14 protein-coding genes are annotated in these 21,512 nt (G+C 34.7%); 8 read left to right on the top strand and 6 right to left on the bottom strand.

What is annotated here, in order from left to right:
- Window positions 1-123 precede the first annotated feature (123 nt).
- The 4 genes from E2636_RS16765 to E2636_RS16750 all read right to left on the bottom strand — a co-directional run bounded on the left by E2636_RS16765 (window position 124) and on the right by E2636_RS16750 (window position 7,330).
- Window positions 124-2,550 (bottom strand): DEAD/DEAH box helicase family protein, encoded by a 2,427-nt coding sequence (locus tag E2636_RS16765; RefSeq protein WP_134211309.1) that lies wholly within the window; start codon window positions 2,548-2,550, stop codon window positions 124-126.
- On the bottom strand, window positions 2,543-2,869 hold the full coding sequence (locus E2636_RS16760) for a nucleoside triphosphate pyrophosphohydrolase (RefSeq protein ID WP_134211307.1): 327 nt from the start codon (window positions 2,867-2,869) through the stop codon (window positions 2,543-2,545). Before E2636_RS16760 ends, E2636_RS16765 begins: the two co-directional genes overlap by 8 nt.
- A gap of 356 nt (window positions 2,870-3,225) precedes the next feature.
- Complete coding sequence (locus tag E2636_RS16755; RefSeq protein WP_134211305.1) at window positions 3,226-6,408, bottom strand: DEAD/DEAH box helicase; 3,183 nt, start codon at window positions 6,406-6,408, stop codon at window positions 3,226-3,228.
- Window positions 6,398-7,330, bottom strand: a complete 933-nt coding sequence (locus E2636_RS16750; RefSeq protein ID WP_134211303.1) for a hypothetical protein — start codon at window positions 7,328-7,330, stop codon at window positions 6,398-6,400. Before E2636_RS16750 ends, E2636_RS16755 begins: the two co-directional genes overlap by 11 nt.
- 524 nt (window positions 7,331-7,854) lie before the next feature.
- On the opposite strand from E2636_RS16750, the gene E2636_RS16745 reads away from it, so the two are divergent.
- The 4 genes from E2636_RS16745 to E2636_RS16730 all read left to right on the top strand — a co-directional run bounded on the left by E2636_RS16745 (window position 7,855) and on the right by E2636_RS16730 (window position 15,528).
- Window positions 7,855-10,605, top strand: a complete 2,751-nt coding sequence (locus tag E2636_RS16745; protein ID WP_134211301.1) for a type I restriction endonuclease subunit R — start codon at window positions 7,855-7,857, stop codon at window positions 10,603-10,605.
- Between the two features lie 18 nt (window positions 10,606-10,623).
- The gene (locus E2636_RS16740) at window positions 10,624-12,177 is read left to right on the top strand and encodes a type I restriction-modification system subunit M (RefSeq protein ID WP_134211299.1); all 1,554 of its coding nucleotides are present in this window, start codon (window positions 10,624-10,626) and stop codon (window positions 12,175-12,177) included.
- A gap of 2 nt (window positions 12,178-12,179) precedes the next feature.
- A complete protein-coding gene (locus E2636_RS16735) occupies window positions 12,180-13,427 on the top strand; it encodes a restriction endonuclease subunit S (RefSeq protein WP_134211297.1) in 1,248 nt (415 codons plus the stop codon).
- A 475-nt stretch (window positions 13,428-13,902) separates the two neighbouring features.
- Window positions 13,903-15,528 (top strand): diadenylate cyclase, encoded by a 1,626-nt coding sequence (locus E2636_RS16730; RefSeq protein WP_134211296.1) that lies wholly within the window; start codon window positions 13,903-13,905, stop codon window positions 15,526-15,528.
- A gap of 297 nt (window positions 15,529-15,825) precedes the next feature.
- On the opposite strand, the gene E2636_RS16725 is transcribed toward E2636_RS16730, so the two are convergent.
- Complete coding sequence (locus tag E2636_RS16725; protein ID WP_134211294.1) at window positions 15,826-16,380, bottom strand: recombinase family protein; 555 nt, start codon at window positions 16,378-16,380, stop codon at window positions 15,826-15,828.
- Between the two features lie 369 nt (window positions 16,381-16,749).
- Between E2636_RS16725 and istA the strand changes: the two genes are divergently transcribed.
- The 4 genes from istA (at window position 16,750) to E2636_RS16700 (ending at window position 21,137) form a co-directional block, all read left to right on the top strand.
- Entirely contained in the window at window positions 16,750-18,300 is a 1,551-nt protein-coding gene (istA, locus tag E2636_RS16720; RefSeq protein ID WP_134211293.1) for an IS21 family transposase, read from the top strand.
- Window positions 18,297-19,052: an IS21-like element helper ATPase IstB gene (gene istB, locus E2636_RS16715; RefSeq protein ID WP_208324103.1), complete on the top strand. Its 756-nt coding sequence runs from the start codon at window positions 18,297-18,299 to the stop codon at window positions 19,050-19,052. Before istA ends, istB begins: the two co-directional genes overlap by 4 nt.
- A 449-nt stretch (window positions 19,053-19,501) precedes the next feature.
- Entirely contained in the window at window positions 19,502-20,461 is a 960-nt protein-coding gene (locus E2636_RS16705; protein WP_243840688.1) for a DNA/RNA non-specific endonuclease, read from the top strand.
- A gap of 247 nt (window positions 20,462-20,708) precedes the next feature.
- Window positions 20,709-21,137 carry a hypothetical protein gene (locus tag E2636_RS16700; RefSeq protein WP_134211289.1) on the top strand — a complete coding sequence of 143 codons (429 nt, stop codon included), beginning with the start codon at window positions 20,709-20,711 and terminating at the stop codon, window positions 21,135-21,137.
- A gap of 149 nt (window positions 21,138-21,286) precedes the next feature.
- Here E2636_RS16700 and E2636_RS16695 read toward each other — a convergent pair whose 3' ends face one another.
- Window positions 21,287-21,466 (bottom strand): hypothetical protein, encoded by a 180-nt coding sequence (locus E2636_RS16695; RefSeq protein WP_208324101.1) that lies wholly within the window; start codon window positions 21,464-21,466, stop codon window positions 21,287-21,289.
- Between the last annotated feature and the right edge of the window lie 46 nt (window positions 21,467-21,512).

Here is a 21,512-nt window from a genome sequence, read left to right as displayed (position 1 = left end):
GGGGGGTTACATAAATGAACCTCAGGATTGAACGGCATTGTGAATTAAAACCATAATCTAAGTTATCTATATAAAGATATTATTTTATCCCCAGCAAATTAATTTCGCTGGGGATAAAAGGCGTTAACTACTTATTATTTTGGATTTTTTCTCAAAATACGTGTGCAAACGATATTCACAAATCTGTCTAGTCCATTCATAGACAATTGATCGATTATCCGGTGTGACATCAAAGTCAAACTTGAAAACTTTATCTTCATAGGTAATCATTTTAGCAGAGCCGCCCCACATGGTCATGGGCATTCGTTGAATGAGTGATGCTACTTTACGTTCATCATACTGTTCCATTTCCTTGCCTTGTTTATCGCTAAAGTCGATATTCTTGCGGTATGATTTATCCGTCAGGTAATGATGGAAGCATTTCGCTGCATCGACAGCCTTAATAGGTAAAAACCATTCATCCTCACCGCGTGTTAACATGCAGCGGAGCAGTACCATTTTATAGCTTTTTGTCATGCCTGTACGTTCGGCTTCGAGAAACCATTCTTCATAATCCTCAAGAACCTGTAACTCCTTATCGTTTAATTCTCCGGAAGCTTTTAGCATGTTGAAATAAGTCCCGAATTCACGTTTGATCATCGAAGAGTCTACACCTGCCTGCAAATGATATTCTAAATACGTCGGCCGATGACCAAGATCCTTACGCAGTTCATGATCATGCAAGATCAACAACTCTTTGCCACGTGCCAGTTTCTTAGTCATATGTAAAATCAAATCGATTACTTCCGTGTCGATGTTGAATTCACAGCCTTCTGGCAATGTCTGCTCAATTAAACGAGGCTCAGGTTCACCGACATATGTTGGATTGAAGACGCCCCATTTCACGTCAGCATTACGGTAGTTCCCGATTAAATCGATAATGACACAGTCATTCTTACCATCAGCAATCCGAAGGCCACGCCCGATTTGTTGGGTAAAGACAGCAAGTGATTCAGTAGGTCGGACAAACAGCAGAGTGTCGACACGAGGTATGTCTACGCCTTCATTAAACAAATCTACGGTAAAGATGATGTCGAGTCTCCCTGAGTTCAAGCGTTCCCGCGCAGACAATCGATCTTCGTTTGGCGTATTGCCATTCAATGAAATGGAGCGGAATCCGGCTTGCTGGAAGTGATGATTTAGGAAATCTGCCTGACGAATGGATGAACAGAATGCAATGGTTCGTGATTGTTTATTCTGGATCCATTCCTGCAAAATCTTCTGTGCCATTCCCGTCCGTAATTGCACACTTGCCAATTGTTCTTCGTCATAGCGAGTACCAAGCCAACGCAGCTGCGAATAGTCAGTGTCGTCATAAATACCGTAATAGCGAAAAGGGGATAGCCATTGCTGCTTGATGGCATCTAAAAAATGAATTGAAATAGCGACGTTTCCGTCACAGAGTCCAAAAACATCTTTGTTATCCAGTCGAAAAGGCGTTGCTGTAATACCAAGAAGAAATTTAGGCTTGAAGTAATCCAGAATGCGCAGGTAGCTTGGTGCACTCGCATGATGGAACTCGTCCACAACAATCAAATCATATGTATCTGGCACGAAGCCGGACAGATGGTGCCGCTGATTAAGGGTCTGAACAGAAGCGAAGGTAAAATCAGCATTCATCGTCTTTTCTTTAGCATTATAAAATCCAGTACTTTTTGTTGGATGTACATTTTTGAATGATTGTTGTGCCTGAATCAGAATTTCTTCACGATGAGCAACGAACAAAACTCGTACAAATTGCTCTGCAAAGAACGCGGCTAAATACGTTTTCCCAAGTCCGGTTGCCATAACGGCTAACGCTTTATCATAATCATCCTGCATGGAGTCTTGAAGAGCTTGTAAAGCTAATATTTGTGCTGGCCGTGGTGTCAGTACTTGTTGAGTAACATAAGGTTCTTTGGTTTCCACTAAAACCGAATCACCACTAGACGTACCATACATAACTTCATGGTCCTCTTGTTCAGACCACGCCATGCTAAAAGGTCTTTGGATATTATGGATATCAAATTGGTCACGATATAGCGCTAACGTTTCTTCATTCACTGGAATGGTGCGTTCTTCATAAAACTGTTTCATAAATTCTTCAGCAGCTACGTCAAAAAGAGCATCATCTAATGGTGTCGGAACATGCAAACTCCATTCGATGCCGCCAGTCAATGCTGATTTAGACAAATTTGATGAGCCAACGATGACATGGTTTTGATCATTTCCTCGAAACAAATAGGCTTTAGGATGAAATGACTGCCCGCCGCTCTGGAAAAGTCTCAGTTCAATGCCAGGTAACTCCTTTAGTAGGATCTCTAGTGCATCAGGTTGTGTAATGTACAGGTAATCGCCCACCAACATCTTGATTTCACATCCAAGTGAAGAAGTGGCTTTCAACTGTGGCAAAACCATTTTTACACCAGATGTCATAGCGAATGCTGTCATCCAATACATACTTGTCGCCGTTTCACTTAACCGTTTTAAATCATCCACCAAGTGATGAGTGATTAATCGAACCTCAGTCATCTTCAACCTCGATCAGGTAATACCCATTATCGAAGCCGCCTCGTTTTTCAAGTTTTTTTACTCGTACCTCTTCCAACTCCTCAATTGTAGTTCCATGCAAAGGTAACACAGCATAAATAAGTTCAAGTAAATCCGCTAATTCCTCAATCGCTTCTTCATTGGAAGTGGCTTCTTGATACTCTTTCAATTCCTCTATTAATTTACGTTTGATTTCCACTTCATGTTCAGCAGGTTCAAGCACCTTCATTGAGTATTTCTTGTTTGTAGCCACGATAATCTCTGGAATTCGGTCGCGTACTAGTTTGTTGTAGATGGGCATTGTGTACCTCCTGAATTAGTTCTTTGATTATTATGAATTATATCATTTGAAAGAGGTGATGAATGGTATTATTGAAATCATTTACAAAAGGGCTCTAATTAAGGTATTGAGGTATTGAAAGTTAGATAGGTTAAGACAAAATGGGATTGTCTTAACCAACCGAGGTCTTTCAAGAAGTTAGTTGAATATATGGAACAATAAAAAGCCTGAAATTTCTTCAGGCTTTTTAATATGAATGTGTTTTCTTTAAATAAATTTCTAAAAGGAAGTGCTTGTAAAGCATTGCGCTGAGATGTTTATTAAAAGAAAACATCCCTCCTCATACGGTTAACAATGGTCAATCTCATTGCAAATTATTATTTTAAAATGATAAACAGAGCTCTCTTTACATCATTATTTATTGCTATTCCATTGATTTCTCCTTTGATTTTCCAAGCATTTATAAATGACGTTACACTCATATTTACAGGTATAAATTGTGATAATTCATTTGAAATTTTTCGTGGAATTTCTAACTTTCTTAACGATACAGCGATTTCACTAGAAACTCCAAATCGGAGACAACTAGATATAGATAATAAGTTATCAGGTAATTTACTGGAGGTCTCTTCTTGGGCTACAATTATATCAACTATAGAAATATATGCCGTAGCTATATGACTTACATTCCTAATTCCTTCCCTAATAATTTTTATAGACTTAGCTATGCTTGTTTGATTGTTTCTACTTAAATCTAACTTATTTAGCTTACCAATATCATACTGATTTAGGATTATTGCTAATTCTAAAATAGAAGAACCAGCTATCCATCCTCGTAAAAATTTAATCATAACTTCATTGCTAGTAAACAACTCATGAATATTTTTTTGAATAAAGTCAATATCTAGTTTGGATATGCATTCAAAAAACCAAGTTAACCACACTGATTCTCCGTGTTCATTTTCTAATAATTTCTTCACTGATTTTTGATTTATAGTTTCTATAATAACTTCAATAACACTTGCTTTATTTGCTGATTTAACTGCAGCTTTTAGAATTATTTCTTTTTTTTCTTTATCAACAGAGTCCAACCATGAATTCCATTTATCAAAGGCTCGATCAAATGTTGTATTGTCTAAAAACTGAGTCGCTAAAGTTTTATTTAACAAATCTCTTCTAAGTCTTTGTGATTGGAAGCCTAAAACATTAGTTATTAAAGTGAAATCATCATCAATGCCTTCCTCATTTAACTCTTTTTCAGCTATATCATGAATAATATTTAATAAACCAGAATTAGTTTCTTCAACTCCGTCAATTCTTTCAAGAAATGCTGTGGAATCACTATCTAAAGTAAAACCATTCTCTGAAGTTGTAGATGGATATTGAGGAACTATAAGCCCTAATGATTGTTGGCCGAATCCCGGTCTACCTGCCCGTCCTAACATGTTTAAAACTTCAGATTTAGACATTGATTTTGATTCTTGTTCAGAATACTGTTTAGTAGTATTAACAATTACCACAGAAGCTGCTAAATTTAACCCTTGCGAAATAGTTCCTGTAGCACATAATACACCGTTAGTGATTTTTTGATAAAAATCTTCTACTGCTAGCTGCTCTTCATTTATTAAGGCTTGAGTGTGTATTCCAATACCATCTTTAAGACCAGTATTTAATTCAGATACAAACCCTAATTCTTCTTTTGCCAAAGTTAGATATGATTTAGTAACTTCTGTTAACGTTTGTGGGAATATACCGATTTTCTTGTGTTTATTCAATTCATTTAATAAATGCCTTGTACCTTGTGAGAATATCATTACAGACATATTACTAGATGCTAAATAATTTCCTAATTGCCTAGAAACATCATTACCATACCCATCTACCGTCCAATAGTAACTATTATATTTACGCTTATCCTTAATCTTTTTAAATCTAACATCCAATTTAACAGGTAATTCCAAAGGGTAAGCATTTTGATTATTTTCAGCCCATACATCCTGTACACAGAAGTACAATTTTGTAATTAATAGGGATCTATATGTATTTTTCCCACTATTTTCAGCTTCAATTTTAGCTCTTTCAATCTCGGTTTCAGGATGACTTACAAAACCTCTTAATGTTCTCGCGGGTCGCCATTTAGTTTTTGTTATTGCTAAATGATTACCGTTTAATTTCTTTAACCAATGCTCTAATTTAGGGGAATCGTCAATTAAAGCAGACATAATCAAAAAAGATGCCCCTGATATCTGAGATATTCTACTTAACAATAAGTCTAAAAGAGCTCCTCTAGCACCATGAAAAATATTATGAAATTCATCAATAATACAAAGAGTACACTTCGACACCAATTCACTATTATTTGCAATTAGAGAAACGCATTTTTCTGGGGTCATAACTAAAATCATGTCTTCATTTTCATTAAGGTTGCTTTCAGAAAATAAAGCCTCTTCATCTATAAGTACACTACTGCCCTTACCGTTGTCATGAATGTCCATAATTTTTTTCATATTTTTAGTAATTTGTCTGCACAACGCCAAGGTGGGAGCCAAATAAATTATGACAGAACCCCTTTGCAGGTATGAAATTACTTTATGTTCAGCTATTAAACTTTTACCAGTACCCGTAGGTATTGCTATTATATTGTTTGTATTTTCATCCAAAAGACCTTGAATTATAGCCTCTTTATGTGGAGGCCAAATTAGATAAATACCATCTTCAATATACCGTTTCATATGACGTTTCCAAATATAAGGATCGCAATGTGATGGACTTATTAAAATAGAAATCGCCCTTGCTTGTGATAATTCTTCAAATAGAAGTAATAACATTGATAATAAGGTAATAGTTTCTTGTCCACAGTCCCTAGAATTTTTAGACAATCCATTTAATTTGGAACTAATATCTTCACTCCACACGGTATGAACATAGCAAAACTCGTTTGAAAGTTTATTTAAACAGTCATTTAAATTATATAAACAAGCATTCCTACAGTGCTCTTCTAATAATTCAAAACTAGTTATATTTGAAACATATGGTGCTTTAACCTGAATATAAACCTGACTCATTTTTAAACGGGCAAAATTATAAAGTTGTTTTATAACTATCACTTCTAAACTTTCATCATCAGTTATAGAAGATAATATTTCATCAAGTTGACTAGTTATTACTTCCGCATTAGGATCATATCCCGCAATATAATAGAGTAACGATGATATGATTCTATTCAGAAATTCATAACTATCTAAATTTAAATTGGTTTCTTCCAACAGTGGGGGACATAAAGTTTCATAAGCATAAGCACAGACAAGCGCGGCAGATTCTTTTTCATTTTTCGATAAACCTTTATCAAATACAATTCTAAATAGCAAAGATTCAGCTAAACGTTTTAAAGTTGCAGCATCATATTTATTGCTATCATCTAGATCGTCAATGTGCTTAAGATTTTTCTTCGAAGCTTCTATTGTAATCTGCAACAATAATATTCGTATTTCTTCCCCGTTAATGTTGTCTAATAAGCTCGATGCAATTTCATATCTCCCTTTGGCGAATTTATCCAACATATATTATTTCTTCTTCCTGTTTTTCAATGAACTCTACTAATAATTTTGAAACTTCGTCATAGAAAACATCTAATCTTCTAGTCGAAATAGCTTCACATTGTCTAAATTGAGCATAAGTAACATTAGGTGTATTTGTTTTAAAGTCTCTAAACTGTGACCCTTGTTTTGGCTTATTAGACCGGTGTTCAATTGTTAATCGATAAATTATTTTCTTCTGCCATAAAATATGTTTGGAAATTGCTGTGCTTATTTTATTATCTGGATTTTCAAAACTATTAGCTACAGTTCTCATAATTTGTCGAATATCTGGCCATTGTTTTCCGCTATCGAATTTGTTAAAACCACTAAGTGCTTCAAGTGTTCCTTGTGCTGGGCTTTTTCTATTCTTTGTTTCCCCTATAACCAGATAGTATTCTTCATCTAAAGTATCTTTAGCGATAGCAGCTAAATCTAGTCCTTGTTTTTTTGAATTTAAATGCATATAGTGAATTCCTTGTAACTCAAGATTAAAAGGGGCACTAGCTTGATTATTTTCTACAGAATTTAACATTACATGTGATAATAATTCTAAAATGAAAGGATTTCTTTGGTTTCTTATATATTCCTCAAAAATAATTTTATCTTCTATATATTCAATTCCAGTAAAATAATTCTTTATTTCTTCAAGAGTTGCATCTTCAAATTCTTGATCAGGAAGCATCCTTTTTAGTGCACTGTATGAAGTTTCCCATGCACCTGTTTTAACGATAAAGCACAAAGTAGAAACTAATCGAATTTGTTCTATTGATTCAGGATCAAACTTTTTCAATTCAAATTCCAAATGAGATGGATTCACAGAATCTGGCCATGTCTTATGTTCTACTTCCCATAAATCATATAGTTCTTTAATTATTTCTCCTACTGTTTTATTTACATATAACATATAATATCTCTCCTCGTCTCAAAATCTAGAAATGCAGTGAAGTAATTAATGGAAGCTGCTTAGCGGCCTTACTCCCCTCATTAATATCGTTAATATCTTAAATCAGGAAGTAATACTTGGCTTTCTCGAAACTATTATCAAAAGTCATGTTTCTTTCTTATATTACTGGTTATTATATCCTCAAATTCAAACTATGACCATCCTTCCATGTGAAATGTTTAGATAGTTTTTATATTGAGTCGTATCTAGCAACGGCATGTCCAGTACGACGATATCTGCCTTTTTGCACCTCTGGTAGGGATCAGTTGTATTTATTCTTTGAGAAGTAAATAAATACGAAAATATTCAAAGTTAGGAGAGATTTTCATAAAAGATTTCTCTTTTTTTGAAAGCTTCAATATTGGTTGAAAGATTTCCATAAACACCACAGAAACCACTTAAATCATAGATCTACTTGATTACAGTACCTCGAACACTGTGGTAAAATTATGGAAGACATTCGAGGCCAGTGAGGGGGAATTTACGTGGCTTATCAATCTGAACAACAACTGGAAAATGAAATGATTCGTCAGCTCACTCAACTTGGCTATGAAAAAGTTTCAATCCCTTCTGTAGAACACTTACAACAAAATTTTCGCAATCAAATCAACCGCCTAAATAAAGAAAACCTTGATGGAACGCCATTATCAGATAAAGAATTTGTACGCTTGCTCTTGAAAATAGAAGGGAAAAGCGTTTTTGAATCGGCCAAAATACTCCGTGATAAAGAAACGATTACACGCGATGAAGATAGCACACTATACTTAGTTTTATTTGATACCCAAAATTACAAGAACAATCATCTTCAAGTAACACATCAAACAACTGTAATAGGAAGATATACAAATCGCTATGATGTTACGCTACTCATTAACGGGTTACCACTTGTGCAAATAGAGTTAAAACGACGTGGACTTCACTTTGCGGAAAGCTTTAACCAAATCATGCGCTACCGTAAAGATTCTTACGGTGGTTTATTTAACTATCTGCAACTTTTCGTGGTTTCAAATGGTGTGGATACAAAGTATTTTGCTAATTCTGATCGCGAACCGATGAAGAGTCATATGTTCTTCTGGTCAGATGATTCAAATAAGCGCATCTCTCAGTTAAATGATTTCACAAACTCCTTTTTCCAACCTGTTATGATTCAAAACCTTATCAGCAAATACATGATTGTAAACGAAACGGACAAGCACTTAATGGTCATGCGTCCTTATCAAATTTATGCTGTGGAGCGTATCATCAAACAAACGCTTGAGAATGAAGAGAATGGCTATGTGTGGCATACAACAGGAAGTGGGAAGACCCTTACTTCATTTAAGGCAAGTGAACTTCTGTCGCAAGAAGAGAAGATTAAAAAAGTGATTTTTCTCGTCGATCGAAAAGACTTAGACGCACAAACCATGCAGGAATTTAACAAGTTTGAAAAAGGCTCAGTTGATACAACAGATAAAACAGACGTCTTAGTGAAACAACTTCAAGACCCACTTAGAAAACGAATCATTACCACGATTCAAAAGATGGCCAATGCGGTGAAGAATTCAAAATACGAATCTATCATGAAGCGTTACGAGAATGAAAAAGTCGTATTCGTTATTGATGAATGTCATCGTTCTCAATTTGGTGAAATGAACCGTCTCATTAAAAAACATTTCAAACAAGCACAATATATTGGTTTTACAGGGACTCCTCGCTTTGTTGCGAACAAAAGCCAAGATGGGCGCACGACATCGGACTTATTTAAAGATTGCCTTCATACGTACCTAATTAAAGATGCAATCAATGACGGCAACGTATTAGGTTTTTCGGTTGAATATATTCGTACGATTAAAGGCAAGGAAGGGGTAGACGATGTAACAAAAGCCCCTGGTATTGATCAACAAGAGCTGTGGATGGCTGATTCTCGAATCGCCATGATTGCTAAACACATTACTGACATTCATGGGAATAAAACGAGCAATAAAAAATACACAGCTATTTTCACGGTCGAAAGTATTCCGGCAGCCATTAAATATTACGATGCTTTCAAGAAACTAGACACCTCTCTCAAAATTGCATCCATTTTCACCTATGGAACTAATGAAGTAAGCGTTGAGAATCAAGAACACTCTAGACATTCTTTAGAGCGCATCATTACAGACTACAATGGAGAATTTGGCACAAACTTCTCTACAGATAATTTTTCTCAATATTTTGCGGATGTCTCAAAGAAAGTAAAAACTGCTCAAATCGATTTGTTAATTGTAGTAGATATGTTCTTAACTGGCTTTGACGCGAAAACACTTAGCACGCTTTATGTAGATCGTAACTTGAGACACCATAATTTGATTCAAGCCTTTTCACGTACTAATCGTGTAGAAGGTGCAAAGAAAGTGTATGGTAATATCGTCTGTTATCGCAACTTAAAAGATGCTACGGACGAAGCGATTCGATTGTTCTCTCAAACGGGAGATACAGGTGTTGTATTAATGAAAGAATACGATCAGTATCTAGCAGATTTTAAGGACCAATTGGACGTTTTGCTGAAAGTTGCTGAGACGCCTCAAGCCGTTGATAATCTTGAAGGAGAAACAAAACAAAAAGAATTCATTCTAGCTTTCCGTGATCTCACAAAAGTCCTTACAAAACTTAAAACGTTTGTTGAATATGAGTTTAAAGCAGAGGATTTAGGGATTGATGAACAAACCTATGAAGATTTCAAGAGCAAATATCTTCACCTGTATGAAATCAGTCAGAAACCAGAAGTCCAGAAAGTTTCCGTCATTGATGACGTCGATTTTGAAATTGAATTAATGCAAACAGATCGCATTGATGTCGATTACATTCTTGAATTATTACGTAATATCAACTTTGAAAATAAACAAGAACGTGATGTTGCAGTGCGAAGAGCAATTAAGGAAGTAAATGCGTCAGCTAGTGACGAAATGCGATTAAAACGAGATCTGTTACTAGAATTCTTAAAACGTGTAGCCCCAACACTCACAAATAATGATTCCGTTGATCAAAAATTCCATGACTTCGAAAACGAAAGACGTAAACAAGAAATCTATAGCATGTCACAGCAAGTCCAAGTGGCGGAAGAAAAACTAGAATACTTCTTACGTGAATTTGAATATAAAGGGGTTTCCCCTGACCAAGAAATCAATGATGCCATCAAAGCACCATTTAAAGAAAAGCGAAAACGCGTGCAAGCCGTGAAAGATTTTATTTACACGAACGTACGAAAGTACTCGTAAATTGAGGAGATTTTATACATGACAACTTCAGAAAAACAACGTCTGCAACAAGCAGAACTGCATAAAAAACTATGGACAATGGCGAATGATTTACGTGGTCAAATGGAAGCCTACGATTTTAAAAACTACATTTTAGGATTAATTTTCTATCGCTATCTTTCTGAAAAGACAGAAACACGTATTGAAAAATTACTAGAAGAAGACAACATTTCTTACGAAGATGCATGGAAAGACGAAGAATATAAAGAAGGATTGATTGATACATTACTCGTAGAAATCGGCTTCGTGATTGAACCTGAATTTCTATTCTCTTCGATGATCAAAGAAATTCATATAGGCGAAAAAGGGAACTTCGACATTGAACTTCTTCATAAAGCCATTAAAGCCATTGAACAGTCTTCGTTAGGAACAAACAGCCAACAGGATTTCGAGAATTTATTTGATGATATGGATTTAACTTCTACTAAATTGGGACGTGATGTGAAGTCACGATCAAAGCTTATTGCCAAGATTATGGTGAGTATTAACGAAATTCCGTTCTTACATGATGACGTTGATATTGATGTGCTTGGGGATGCCTACGAGTATCTTATCTCTCAATTCGCTGCTAACGCAGGGAAGAAAGCAGGCGAGTTCTATACTCCACAACAAGTTTCGAAAATACTGGCGAAAATAGTCACACACAATAAGTCCAATTTGAAAAATGTTTATGACCCTACATGTGGATCAGGCTCACTTATGTTACGAGTAGCTAAAGAATCCAATGTTCGATTATTTTATGGACAAGAACTCACTACAACAACATTTAACTTAGCAAGAATGAACATGTTACTACACGACTTACGCTACACAGACTTTGATATTAAAAACGATGATACGTTAGAAAATCCCCGTCACATTGACATGCGATTTGAAGCAGTAGTAGCGAATCCTCCATACAGCGCTAACTGGAGTGCAGATTCAAAATACTTAGATGATGACCGTTTCAGTGCATACGGAAAGCTTGCGCCAAAATCAAAAGCCGATTTCGCGTTTATTCAGCACATGATTTATCAACTTGACGATAATGGAACAATGGCCGTCGTACTTCCGCACGGTGTGTTATTCCGTGGTGGGGCTGAAGGTATTATTCGTACATATTTGATTGAAGAAAAGAATTATTTAGATGCTGTAATTGGATTACCAGCGAATGTGTTTTTTGGTACATCAATACCGACATGTATTTTAGTATTTAAAAAGACTCGTGGATCAGAAGATAGTGTTATCTTCATTGATGCCTCTAATGAATTCGAAAAAGGAAAGAACCAAAACGTTTTGACTGATGAAAATGTAGAAAAAATAGTAGATATTTATAAATCACGACAAACTATTGAGAAATTTTCATATGCATCCAGATTGGATGAAATCAAAAAAAACGACTATAACTTAAACATTCCGCGCTATGTTGATACATTTGAAGAAATTGAAGCGATTGATCTGGAAGTTGTTTCAAAACGATTGAAAGAAATTGATGATGAGATTGCAGATATTGATGTGGAACTGACTCAGTACTTTAGAGAGTTGGGGTTGTGAAAATGAGTGCGCCTAAGTTGAGATTTAAAGATCACAGTGCTAAATGGAATGAAGTTATCTTGAATGATTTTTTCTATTTTATTGATGGAGATAGAGGTAAAAATTACCCTAATGAAAATGATTTTTTTCCAGAAGGATATTGCTTATTCCTAAATGCATACAACATATCTGATACTGGTTTGACGTTTAAAAATACCAATTGGCTTACTAAAGAAAAACATAAATCTTTGAGAAAAGGAACTGCTGAATATAGAGACCTGATTCTAACTACACGTGGATCAAAATTAGGAAAACTTGCAGTATATGATGAAAGTATCCCATACAATGTAGTTCGCATTAATTCAGCAATGCTACTCATACGACAAAAGCAGGATATTGACCTTGAATATACACTTTATTTATTTAAAGATGCTATCTTACCTAAATTTATTAATCAACATATAGTAGGGAGTGCACAACCACACCTAACTGTAAAAGACTTAAAAGCTTATTCAACTTATATTCCAGAAGATGTCATAGAACAACAAAAAATAGGCTATTTTTTCAGCTTATTAAATTTGAAAATCCAAAAACAACAAGAAAAAGTTGAGTTACTGAAAGAACAGAAAAAAGGGCTTATGCAAAAGATTTTCAGTCAGGAATTACGGTTTAAAGCTGAGGGTGGAAGGGAGTTTCCTAAGTGGGAGAAAAAGCAATTGAATCAGCTTTTGTTTGAAAATAAACTTAGAAATATCAATGGAGAATTCACAAAAGAAGGTGTTTTATCAGTATCTGGGACTCATGGAGTTATTAATCAAATTGAATTTCAGGGAAGGTCTTTTGCAGGAGAATCAGTTGCTAATTATCATGTCGTTAATACTGGTGATATTGTGTATACTAAAAGTCCTTTAAAGTATAATCCTTATGGAATTATTAAAGTGAATAAAGGAAAGCCAGGAATAGTTTCTACTTTATATGCTGTGTATAGTTGCAATCAAGAAGTCTCAGGAGAATATTTGGACTTTTACTTTCAATTAAACGACACTACTAATCGTTACTTAAAGCCTTTAGTAAATAAAGGTGCTAAAAATGACATGAAGGTAAATAATCAACAAGTATTAGTTGGAATAGTCAATATACCGATATTTAATGAACAGAAAAAAATAGTTGAATTCTTATTAAAATTCGATACGAAAATTGTAGCAGAAAAGTTAAGATTGAATGACTTAAACGAACAGAAAAAAGGGTTTATGCAAAAGATGTTTGTATAATTTAGTAGCCTGTATTTACTTTCTATTGTGGATACTTTTTTATTTTAAAAACTAATATGGTTTACCTCATTGTCCCTTTTTTCTTTTTGCTAATCCGAAATACTCATGAGATGTAAAGACCTTATATATTTATGCTATTCAAGTTTAGAAGCCAATCATCTTTATCAAAAATTATTTCTAAAGGATTTTTCTCAAACGAAAGGGGACAATCCTTTAGATTTTTTATCGGAGTTATTGTGAAAAGAATTGTGTTTCTTCTATTAATTAGGTGATGCTAAATGATTCTTCAAGTCTTAATTCCTTTAATAATTGAATGACCATCAATGGATATGTTTTATATACAATTATACCCAATTTATGTGCTATCTTTATTGTGTGATTTGGATTGCTAATTTATAATAATAGTTTATTAAATTAGTTCCTTTTTCATTAGTGATTTATTAAAAAACAATTATAATTATGTGGGGTGAAATATTTGGAAAATATTGAGTTAAAACAATTCTATCTAAACTCTTTTGAAGAGATTCTAGGAGTGAGCTTAAATTTAAATAAAGATTCTTCAATTTCAGTTTTAAATCTTCCTAGTGTAATTACGAAAATAAATCCTACTAGCATTACTAATATCATTTCTCCAATTGAAAGCCTGATGAGAAATGAAAATATATTTGATGAATCTAAAGAAAAGACATTTTATAAAAAAATATTAATCACTAAGTATATTTATAATTTAATTAACTCTCAAGCTGAAATACACATTCTAGATAGCTTTGTTGAAAAGTTACAAACACTTAGTAATAGAACTTATGAACAACAGCAAGTTCAAATGGGTTTTATAATCTTTAAAAACCCTATAGAAAATATTGCATTTGAGTTATCAAAGCTAAAAATTGATTATTTACCCTTTGAAATTTATTTTAGTGTTGAGGAAATAGATAATAATAAGCAAGCATTAAAATTAATAGATTCTTTATCCCTGTGTTATGTAGTAAATGCTTCATATCAAATTATTGGTATAGCAAAAAAACAAAAATCAAACCAAAGTATATCTTCAATAATGTCAAATAGATATCAAAAAGATGAGGAATCGCTCTTAAAATATTACATGTATAAATATTTCATTAATAATAATCCAGATAATAATTTTAATGGTGACTTAGAAGAACTTGAAGAACAAATTAAAAGTTTAGATGACAAATTGATTAAGTTGGAAGCTTCGATAAAAGAAGAAGAAGTGCGTTATAAATATTTACAAGAAAATAACCAAGATTCTCCAGATTTTGAATCTGCCAAAATAAATTTAGCAAAATTACTAAAGCAAAAAATACAATTCCTAAGTGATATCAACGATCTTCGAAATAACCAAACAATAATATTAGAAGAAGAGTTAACTAAAAAGAAAACGCAAAAAAAAGGATTAAATAAATTTAGTAATGGAACTAAACCTATAGCAAATAAAGATATCCAATTTATTCAATTTAACTCTGGAAGGTTAGAATGGTTTATAAATGACAATTTAATTTGTGTTTTAGCTAACGGAAAATGGAGAGTTAAAAACTATGAATTAATATCTCATATCATTTTAGAATTTATTCTTAGACAATATATCCAACATAGTGATATTAGTAGTGAAAAATTTATAGACATTGTTGATAAAATTATACCTCGTTCTAAGATTCTCTTTAATAACATCAAAGAACTCTCCAATAAAAATATTGGGGCGCTAATAATTCTTTTAGAGCAAAGTAGGTTACAAAAAAGAACTATTTATAAAGAACTCTTAAATAACCGTCATATAAGTAATAATGAATTCAAAAAAGTAATTCTAACAGGTAAATCTAATCCAATAAATCTTTTTGGGTGTGATAGTTATTTGTTCGAATTATTATGTTCAGTTGATGGAGCTATTTTATTAGACAAGTATTTTAATATTTTATCATTTGGTGAAATGATTAATAACTCTATAGAAACTCCTCCAGTTGCAGAAGCTGGTTCTAGGACTTTAGCAGCTGCTAAAGCATCTCGTTTCGGACTAAGTATAAAGGTTTCTGAAGATGGGGATATTAGTCTGTTCGAAGATGGCTCACCCATAATTAAATTATGAGAAAAATATTAAAATACTATAAAATATTTGAATGTTAATGAATCGATATTACTTAATGAAAAGGGTCTCTCTAAATATCCATATTATTAGAAAGACCCTTTTTATATCTAGGTAAGGTTCGCTTTGGTTAATCCTAAACACTAGAGCTGGAGATTTAATAATCCCTCGCATAAACTAACGTTTTATATGACATTTCGTCTATAGTAACCGTACTTCGATCCTATTCTGACATCCAAGAAAGAAACTGTAAAACAAGATACGGAATAAAAGTTTCTAAATTACTCTTATGTAATCAAATCACTTACGCTCCAAGTAGCGATAAATAGTTGTTCGAGAAACACCCCATCTTTCCGCCACATCTTTAATTGGTGTGCCCCCATCAATAAGATTCTTCATCATTTCAATATCTTTATCTCTGTATTTCTCGGGGCGTCCGCCAAGACGCCCGCGTGCTTTAGCTGCCACTCGCCCAGCAGCTGAACGTTCTTGAATAAGATTACGTTCAAACTCAGCAAATGCTGCAAAAAGATGAAACATCAATTGTCCGGTAGCATTGCCACGATCCATAGTGAGATTCTCTTGAAGACTGTGAAAACCAATACTTTGGTTATTCAGATTGTTGACTATGTCAATCAAGTCTTGCATGTTTCGACCCAGACGATCTAATCGCCATACTACGATGGTATCCCCTTGACGAGCATATTTTAGAGCTTCTGCTAATCCAGGTCGTTGTTTCTTTGACCCACTCATCTTATCGTGAAAAATTTTCACACACCCATATTGAGTAAGAGCATCTGTTTGTAAATCCAAATTTTGTAACCCTGTTGACACACGAGCATATCCAATTAACACAGTCAATCCTCATTTCCATTATAATCCTATATTTATTGTAACATAAGACTAGGGTATTGCGGTTAATGAACATAGATTAATGGGCAGAGTTTTGTTGAAGTTTATGGAACCAAAATGATGTTTTTTTCACCATTTGTGCCGTGTTCAGAAAAGGACGAGTTTTGTTACATCTCCTATTTATATTTAACATTCCATACCTAAATAATTTAAGTGATTACAGCCATTGAAATGTACCAGGTATGTCATCTTTTTTACCACCGAAAGCCAGGGAATGTACCAGGTAATGCCAAGATTTTACCACTCTATACCTCTGTATAATTAGTGAGCACCCCTACTGGTGTGACATTGGTTATATGGAGGTATTTTTGTATGATTCGTTATCAAAGAATACTGGAATTACAAGACGAGGGGATCAGTCTTAGAGGCATTTCTGCTAGTACTGGCAACTCTCGTCAAAAAGTAACAGAGGTTTTGGAGATTGCACAAAAGAAAGGGTTGGCATGTCCCTTGGAGGAAGAAATGACAGACCAGTGGATCGAGGAGTTTCTCTTTCCGGAGAAGACACTAGAAGGTTCAGGAAGGCACCCCTTAAAGTTCGACTATATTCATAGGGAGTTAGCGAAGCCAAATGTTACGATTTCACTCCTCCATCATGAATATGAAGCCGAATGTAGAGCTAGTCAAAGGATTCCATACTCTTATCGGAGTTTTTTACGCCATTACAGTAAGTACGCGGACAAGCACAAAGCCACCTTACGCATCAGGAGAAAACCGGGGGAAATCATGGAAGTCGATTGGGCCGGGTCTACAGCATCTATTGTTGATAGAGATACTGGAGAGAAAATAAAGGCATATATTTTTGTGGCAACATTACCTTGTAGTCAAATTTCATATGCGGAAGCAACTTTATCAATGAATTTATATTCTTGGATTACAGCCCACAACCGCGCATATGCATACTTTGGTGGTGCTACGCAGATCGTTGTGCCAGATAATTTGAAGACAAGTGTAACGAAACATACCAATCAAGATTTGGTTTTGAATCAGACGTACAGAGAAATGGCAGATCATTATAGTACGGTAGTTATGCCTGCACGAGTTAGATCTCCAAAGGATAAGCCGAGTGTAGAAGGTGCTGTTGGTGTCATCTCCACGTGGATCATCGCAGCCTTACGCAATGAACACTGTTTTAGTATTGATGAATTAAATGAAGAAGTGTGGAAGAAGTTAGAGGAATTCAATCGTCGTCCCTTTACACGCAAAGAAGGTTGTCGATTATCAGCATTTGAAGAAGAGGAGAAATTTGCGCTTTCCCCTCTACCGCCAACGCCGTATAAAATGTCTCAATGGAAGACGGCAAAAGTGCGTCCAGATTACCACATTTCTATCGAAAGCATGTTTTACTCTGTTCCGTATGAGTACATTAACAAACAGGTAGAAGTGAAGCTCTCAGACGACTTTGCAGAAATATTTTTCAATCATATGCGGGTCGCCTCCCATAAACGATTATATGGGAAGTTCGGTCAGTTATCCACCGTTCGTGATCATATGCCAGATAACCACAAACTGTATGTGGATCAGACGCCGGACGCCGCGATTGAATGGGCTAAAGACATAGGGCCAGCGACTTTGAATGTAATTCAGTATATCCTGGATACTTCACCAGCAGAAAAACAGGCGTTACAATCCATATTTTCATTAAAGAAATCTGAGCGTAATTATACAAAATATGAAATAGAGCGTGCTTGTAAAATGATTACATCCATGACTGAAAGACCTACGGTCAAAAATACACAGACCATTCTCAAGAACAATAAAAAGAATGATGCCGAGCAAGAACTGAAACGTAAGACAGAAATCAGCGAGAACAACTACGGCTTCACACGTGGAGCTTCTTATTACGGGGGGAAAGATAAATGATGAATGATCAGACGTTATCAAAACTACGCGAGATGAAATTAAACGGAATGGCAGAAGCCTATCAAGAACAGGCAATTAATAAGGAATTTGTTAAGATGAATTTCGAGAATCGATTTTCTCTTCTCGTTGATTTGGAGCATTCCCGTCGGAAAAGCAATAAGCTTCAAAGATTAATCAAAACAGCCACTTTCGTGAACTCAAACGCATGTATTGAAGATATAGAATATTATCAAGATCGTCGACTGGATAAAGAAATTATATTGAAGCTAGCAAATGGTGCCTATATCCTAGATGGCCACAATATCATATTAAAAGGACCGACAGGTTCTGGAAAATCATTTCTAGCCTGTGCGTTTGGCGTATCTGCTTGTCGTCAATTTCATACCGTTAAATACATTCGTCTACCAGAGTTATTAGATGAACTATCCCTAGCTAAATTAGCTACAGACGGAAGTTATCGAAAAGGAATTAAAAAATATACCAGTGTAGATCTTCTCATACTGGATGAATGGCTTCTTACCGATTTGATGACAGACGAAGCAGCCATCCTGCTTGAAATTATCGAGACTCGTCATAAGGTAGCATCGACTATCTTCGGTTCACAAATTGATCCTAGTGGATGGCATCTGAAATTAGGAAATGAAACCATAGCGGAGGCGATTTTGGACCGTATCATTCATGATTCCTATCAAATTTTGATAGACGGAGAGGTTTCAATGCGTGAGCGTCATGGTTTGGGCGGAGAAGCTTGATATGACTATTATGACAAGATGGGATTTCAAGAAAATCGAGGAGTACTACTACTTGTCGGGGCACAAGACTTGGTGCCCGTTCCCTAGAAAACTCAAGAAAAAACTATTGAATATGTATGGTCAAGAACCTTTACCACATACTTGGACTGAGCAGGATATTCATGAAGGAAGCAGAAAAATAATCATAGAATAATTCGAATATATTCTATTAAATGGAAAATAAAATAGACGAAACCGATTATCAAGGTGGTAATCGGTTTCGTCTATTTACAAAGTGGTAAGTACTTTTGGCTATGCGCGGTAAATATTTTGGCATACAGTGGTAAAAAAGATGTCACGAGCGGTAAAATTGAGTGGCCGTAATCATTAAGATAATAAATAAGTAAAAATATTACAATATATGATATTGTTATATAATAATAAAAAAATATTATGTGGGGGTTATTGAATTGAAAAAATATTTGGTAGGTTTATTATCTTTATTTTTAATTTTTAGTTTATTTGCTTGTTCATCTGAAAGTTCGAAAACCTCAAAAGCAGAGGATCAGAATGAGGAAAAGAGTTCTGAGGACAAAGCGAAGGCAGAAGCAGAAGCCAAAGCAAAGGCAGAAGTAGAAGCGAAGGCAGAAGCAGAAGCCAAAGCAAAAGCAAAGGAAGAGTCAGAAGCTAAAGCAAAGGCAGAAGAACTGTTCTCAGGATACAAACTTATTGAAGTTGATGGTGGTGATTTGTCTGGATATCGTGGACCTAACGTCGTCGTTGACATTGGTTACGGGGACCGTGAATATTGGGCATTTACTAATGAATATGGTCAACTAGTACGTGTCATTGCTGACGAAATCATTATACAAGATGACAGTAACGAACCTGTCTTATCGTCTGGCAGATACTATTCTGATGAGGCAAAGGTTCCTGGCGTCGAAAGTGACGTTTTGGATGAAGGGCATATAATTGCTGATTCTAACGGAGGGGTATCGAATGCTTATAATATTACCCCACAAAATAGTACGCTCAACCGACATGGCGATCAAGCTTATATGGAAAACGTGATCCGTAGCGCAGGTGGAGCCACTAATTTTGAAGCAATTATCACATATCCGAATACGGAAACGCAGATCCCTTCAAGTTATCAGTATACCTATACATTAATGGGTAACGAGATCGTTGATACATTTGACAATTTGAACCCTGATGAAGTAAATGCATCTCTCGGTTTAACAGAAAGTGAGCCTTCTGATTCAACTAGTTCAAACACAAACGGTGATATTTCTAGTGTTGATACAAACGGTAATGGCAAGGTGACGATTAAAGAAGCAAAAGACGCAGGTTTTAGTATGCCGATAACGAGTGACCATTGGTTATACGCATATATGCAAGATAATGATGGGGACGGTATGGTAGGTGAGTAAGCCCCTAGAATTTTGAGGTAAATAAATGAACGTAAGAACATTTTCCTCGTTGGACGATTTATAACAATTTGCGAATGAGTGTCTGTACAGGAACAACTGAAGTTTATGGTTATATCATCTAAATTTTGTATGGTGAAAATATCTTATTTTTCACTAACGCGGCAGTTTAATTTAACAAGGAATATAAAAATAAATGTAGAACTAACTATAGAAAAGTAATTGTAAAGAACGGAGAAAATTTAACTAAATGGATAAAAGTATTATGATTAGAAAATTGTATACTGGTTTAATATTAATTGGATTTTGTCTTTTATATATATTTATTAGTGCCCTTCTTATGGGTTGGGATATTCTTTATTTTTGGTTTTCAATAATTTGGGTAGCTCCTCTGTACTTGATTTATGCACCTATATGGTCTATTTTTTCCGATATTATTGGAAAAAAATACGCAAGATTACCAGCTAATCAGAAAGTTGTTTCCTTATTGATTCATATTTTAGGAGGAGGGATTGCCTCACTTTTAATCGTATCTGTCTCAAAGCCTTTAGACATTCTAAAAATAGATGTTAGTTATCTTTTAAATATACTGATTATTGGAGGTATGTTTGCATTTCCATTTTGGATAGTGGATTCTATGATTGTAGAAAATAATAAGAAAAAAACAAAGAAAACTTAACGCAAAACGCAACATTCCTTATTAAACTAACGGGTGCGTTACTTAAAGATTCGGATTCCGAAAATAAAAAACTTTAATGAGCCTTACTACATAGTCTAATGTAGTGAGGCTCTAGTAGTATTAGAAGAAAATTAAATGACTGACTATATTTACAAATGGAAATCTAATGTGTGAAATGAGTTTCTTCTATTATATAAGTAGCTATAATAATTCTTCTTCATAAAAATGTCCCGTTCACTAAATCCCATCTTGTTCATAGCCTCAGGCTGTCGACCTTCATCTTGATCCTCAATACTTACTCGTACGTATTCAAATTTTTTGTTATCCATTTTCTTACTGAAAAAAACTTTTCAACATCACAGCTTATTTAGTTTT

This window comes from Paenisporosarcina antarctica, assembly GCF_004367585.1.
GTDB classification, from domain to species: Bacteria; Bacillota; Bacilli; order Bacillales_A; family Planococcaceae; genus Paenisporosarcina; species Paenisporosarcina antarctica.
This window is presented reverse-complemented; position numbering and strand designations above follow the sequence as displayed.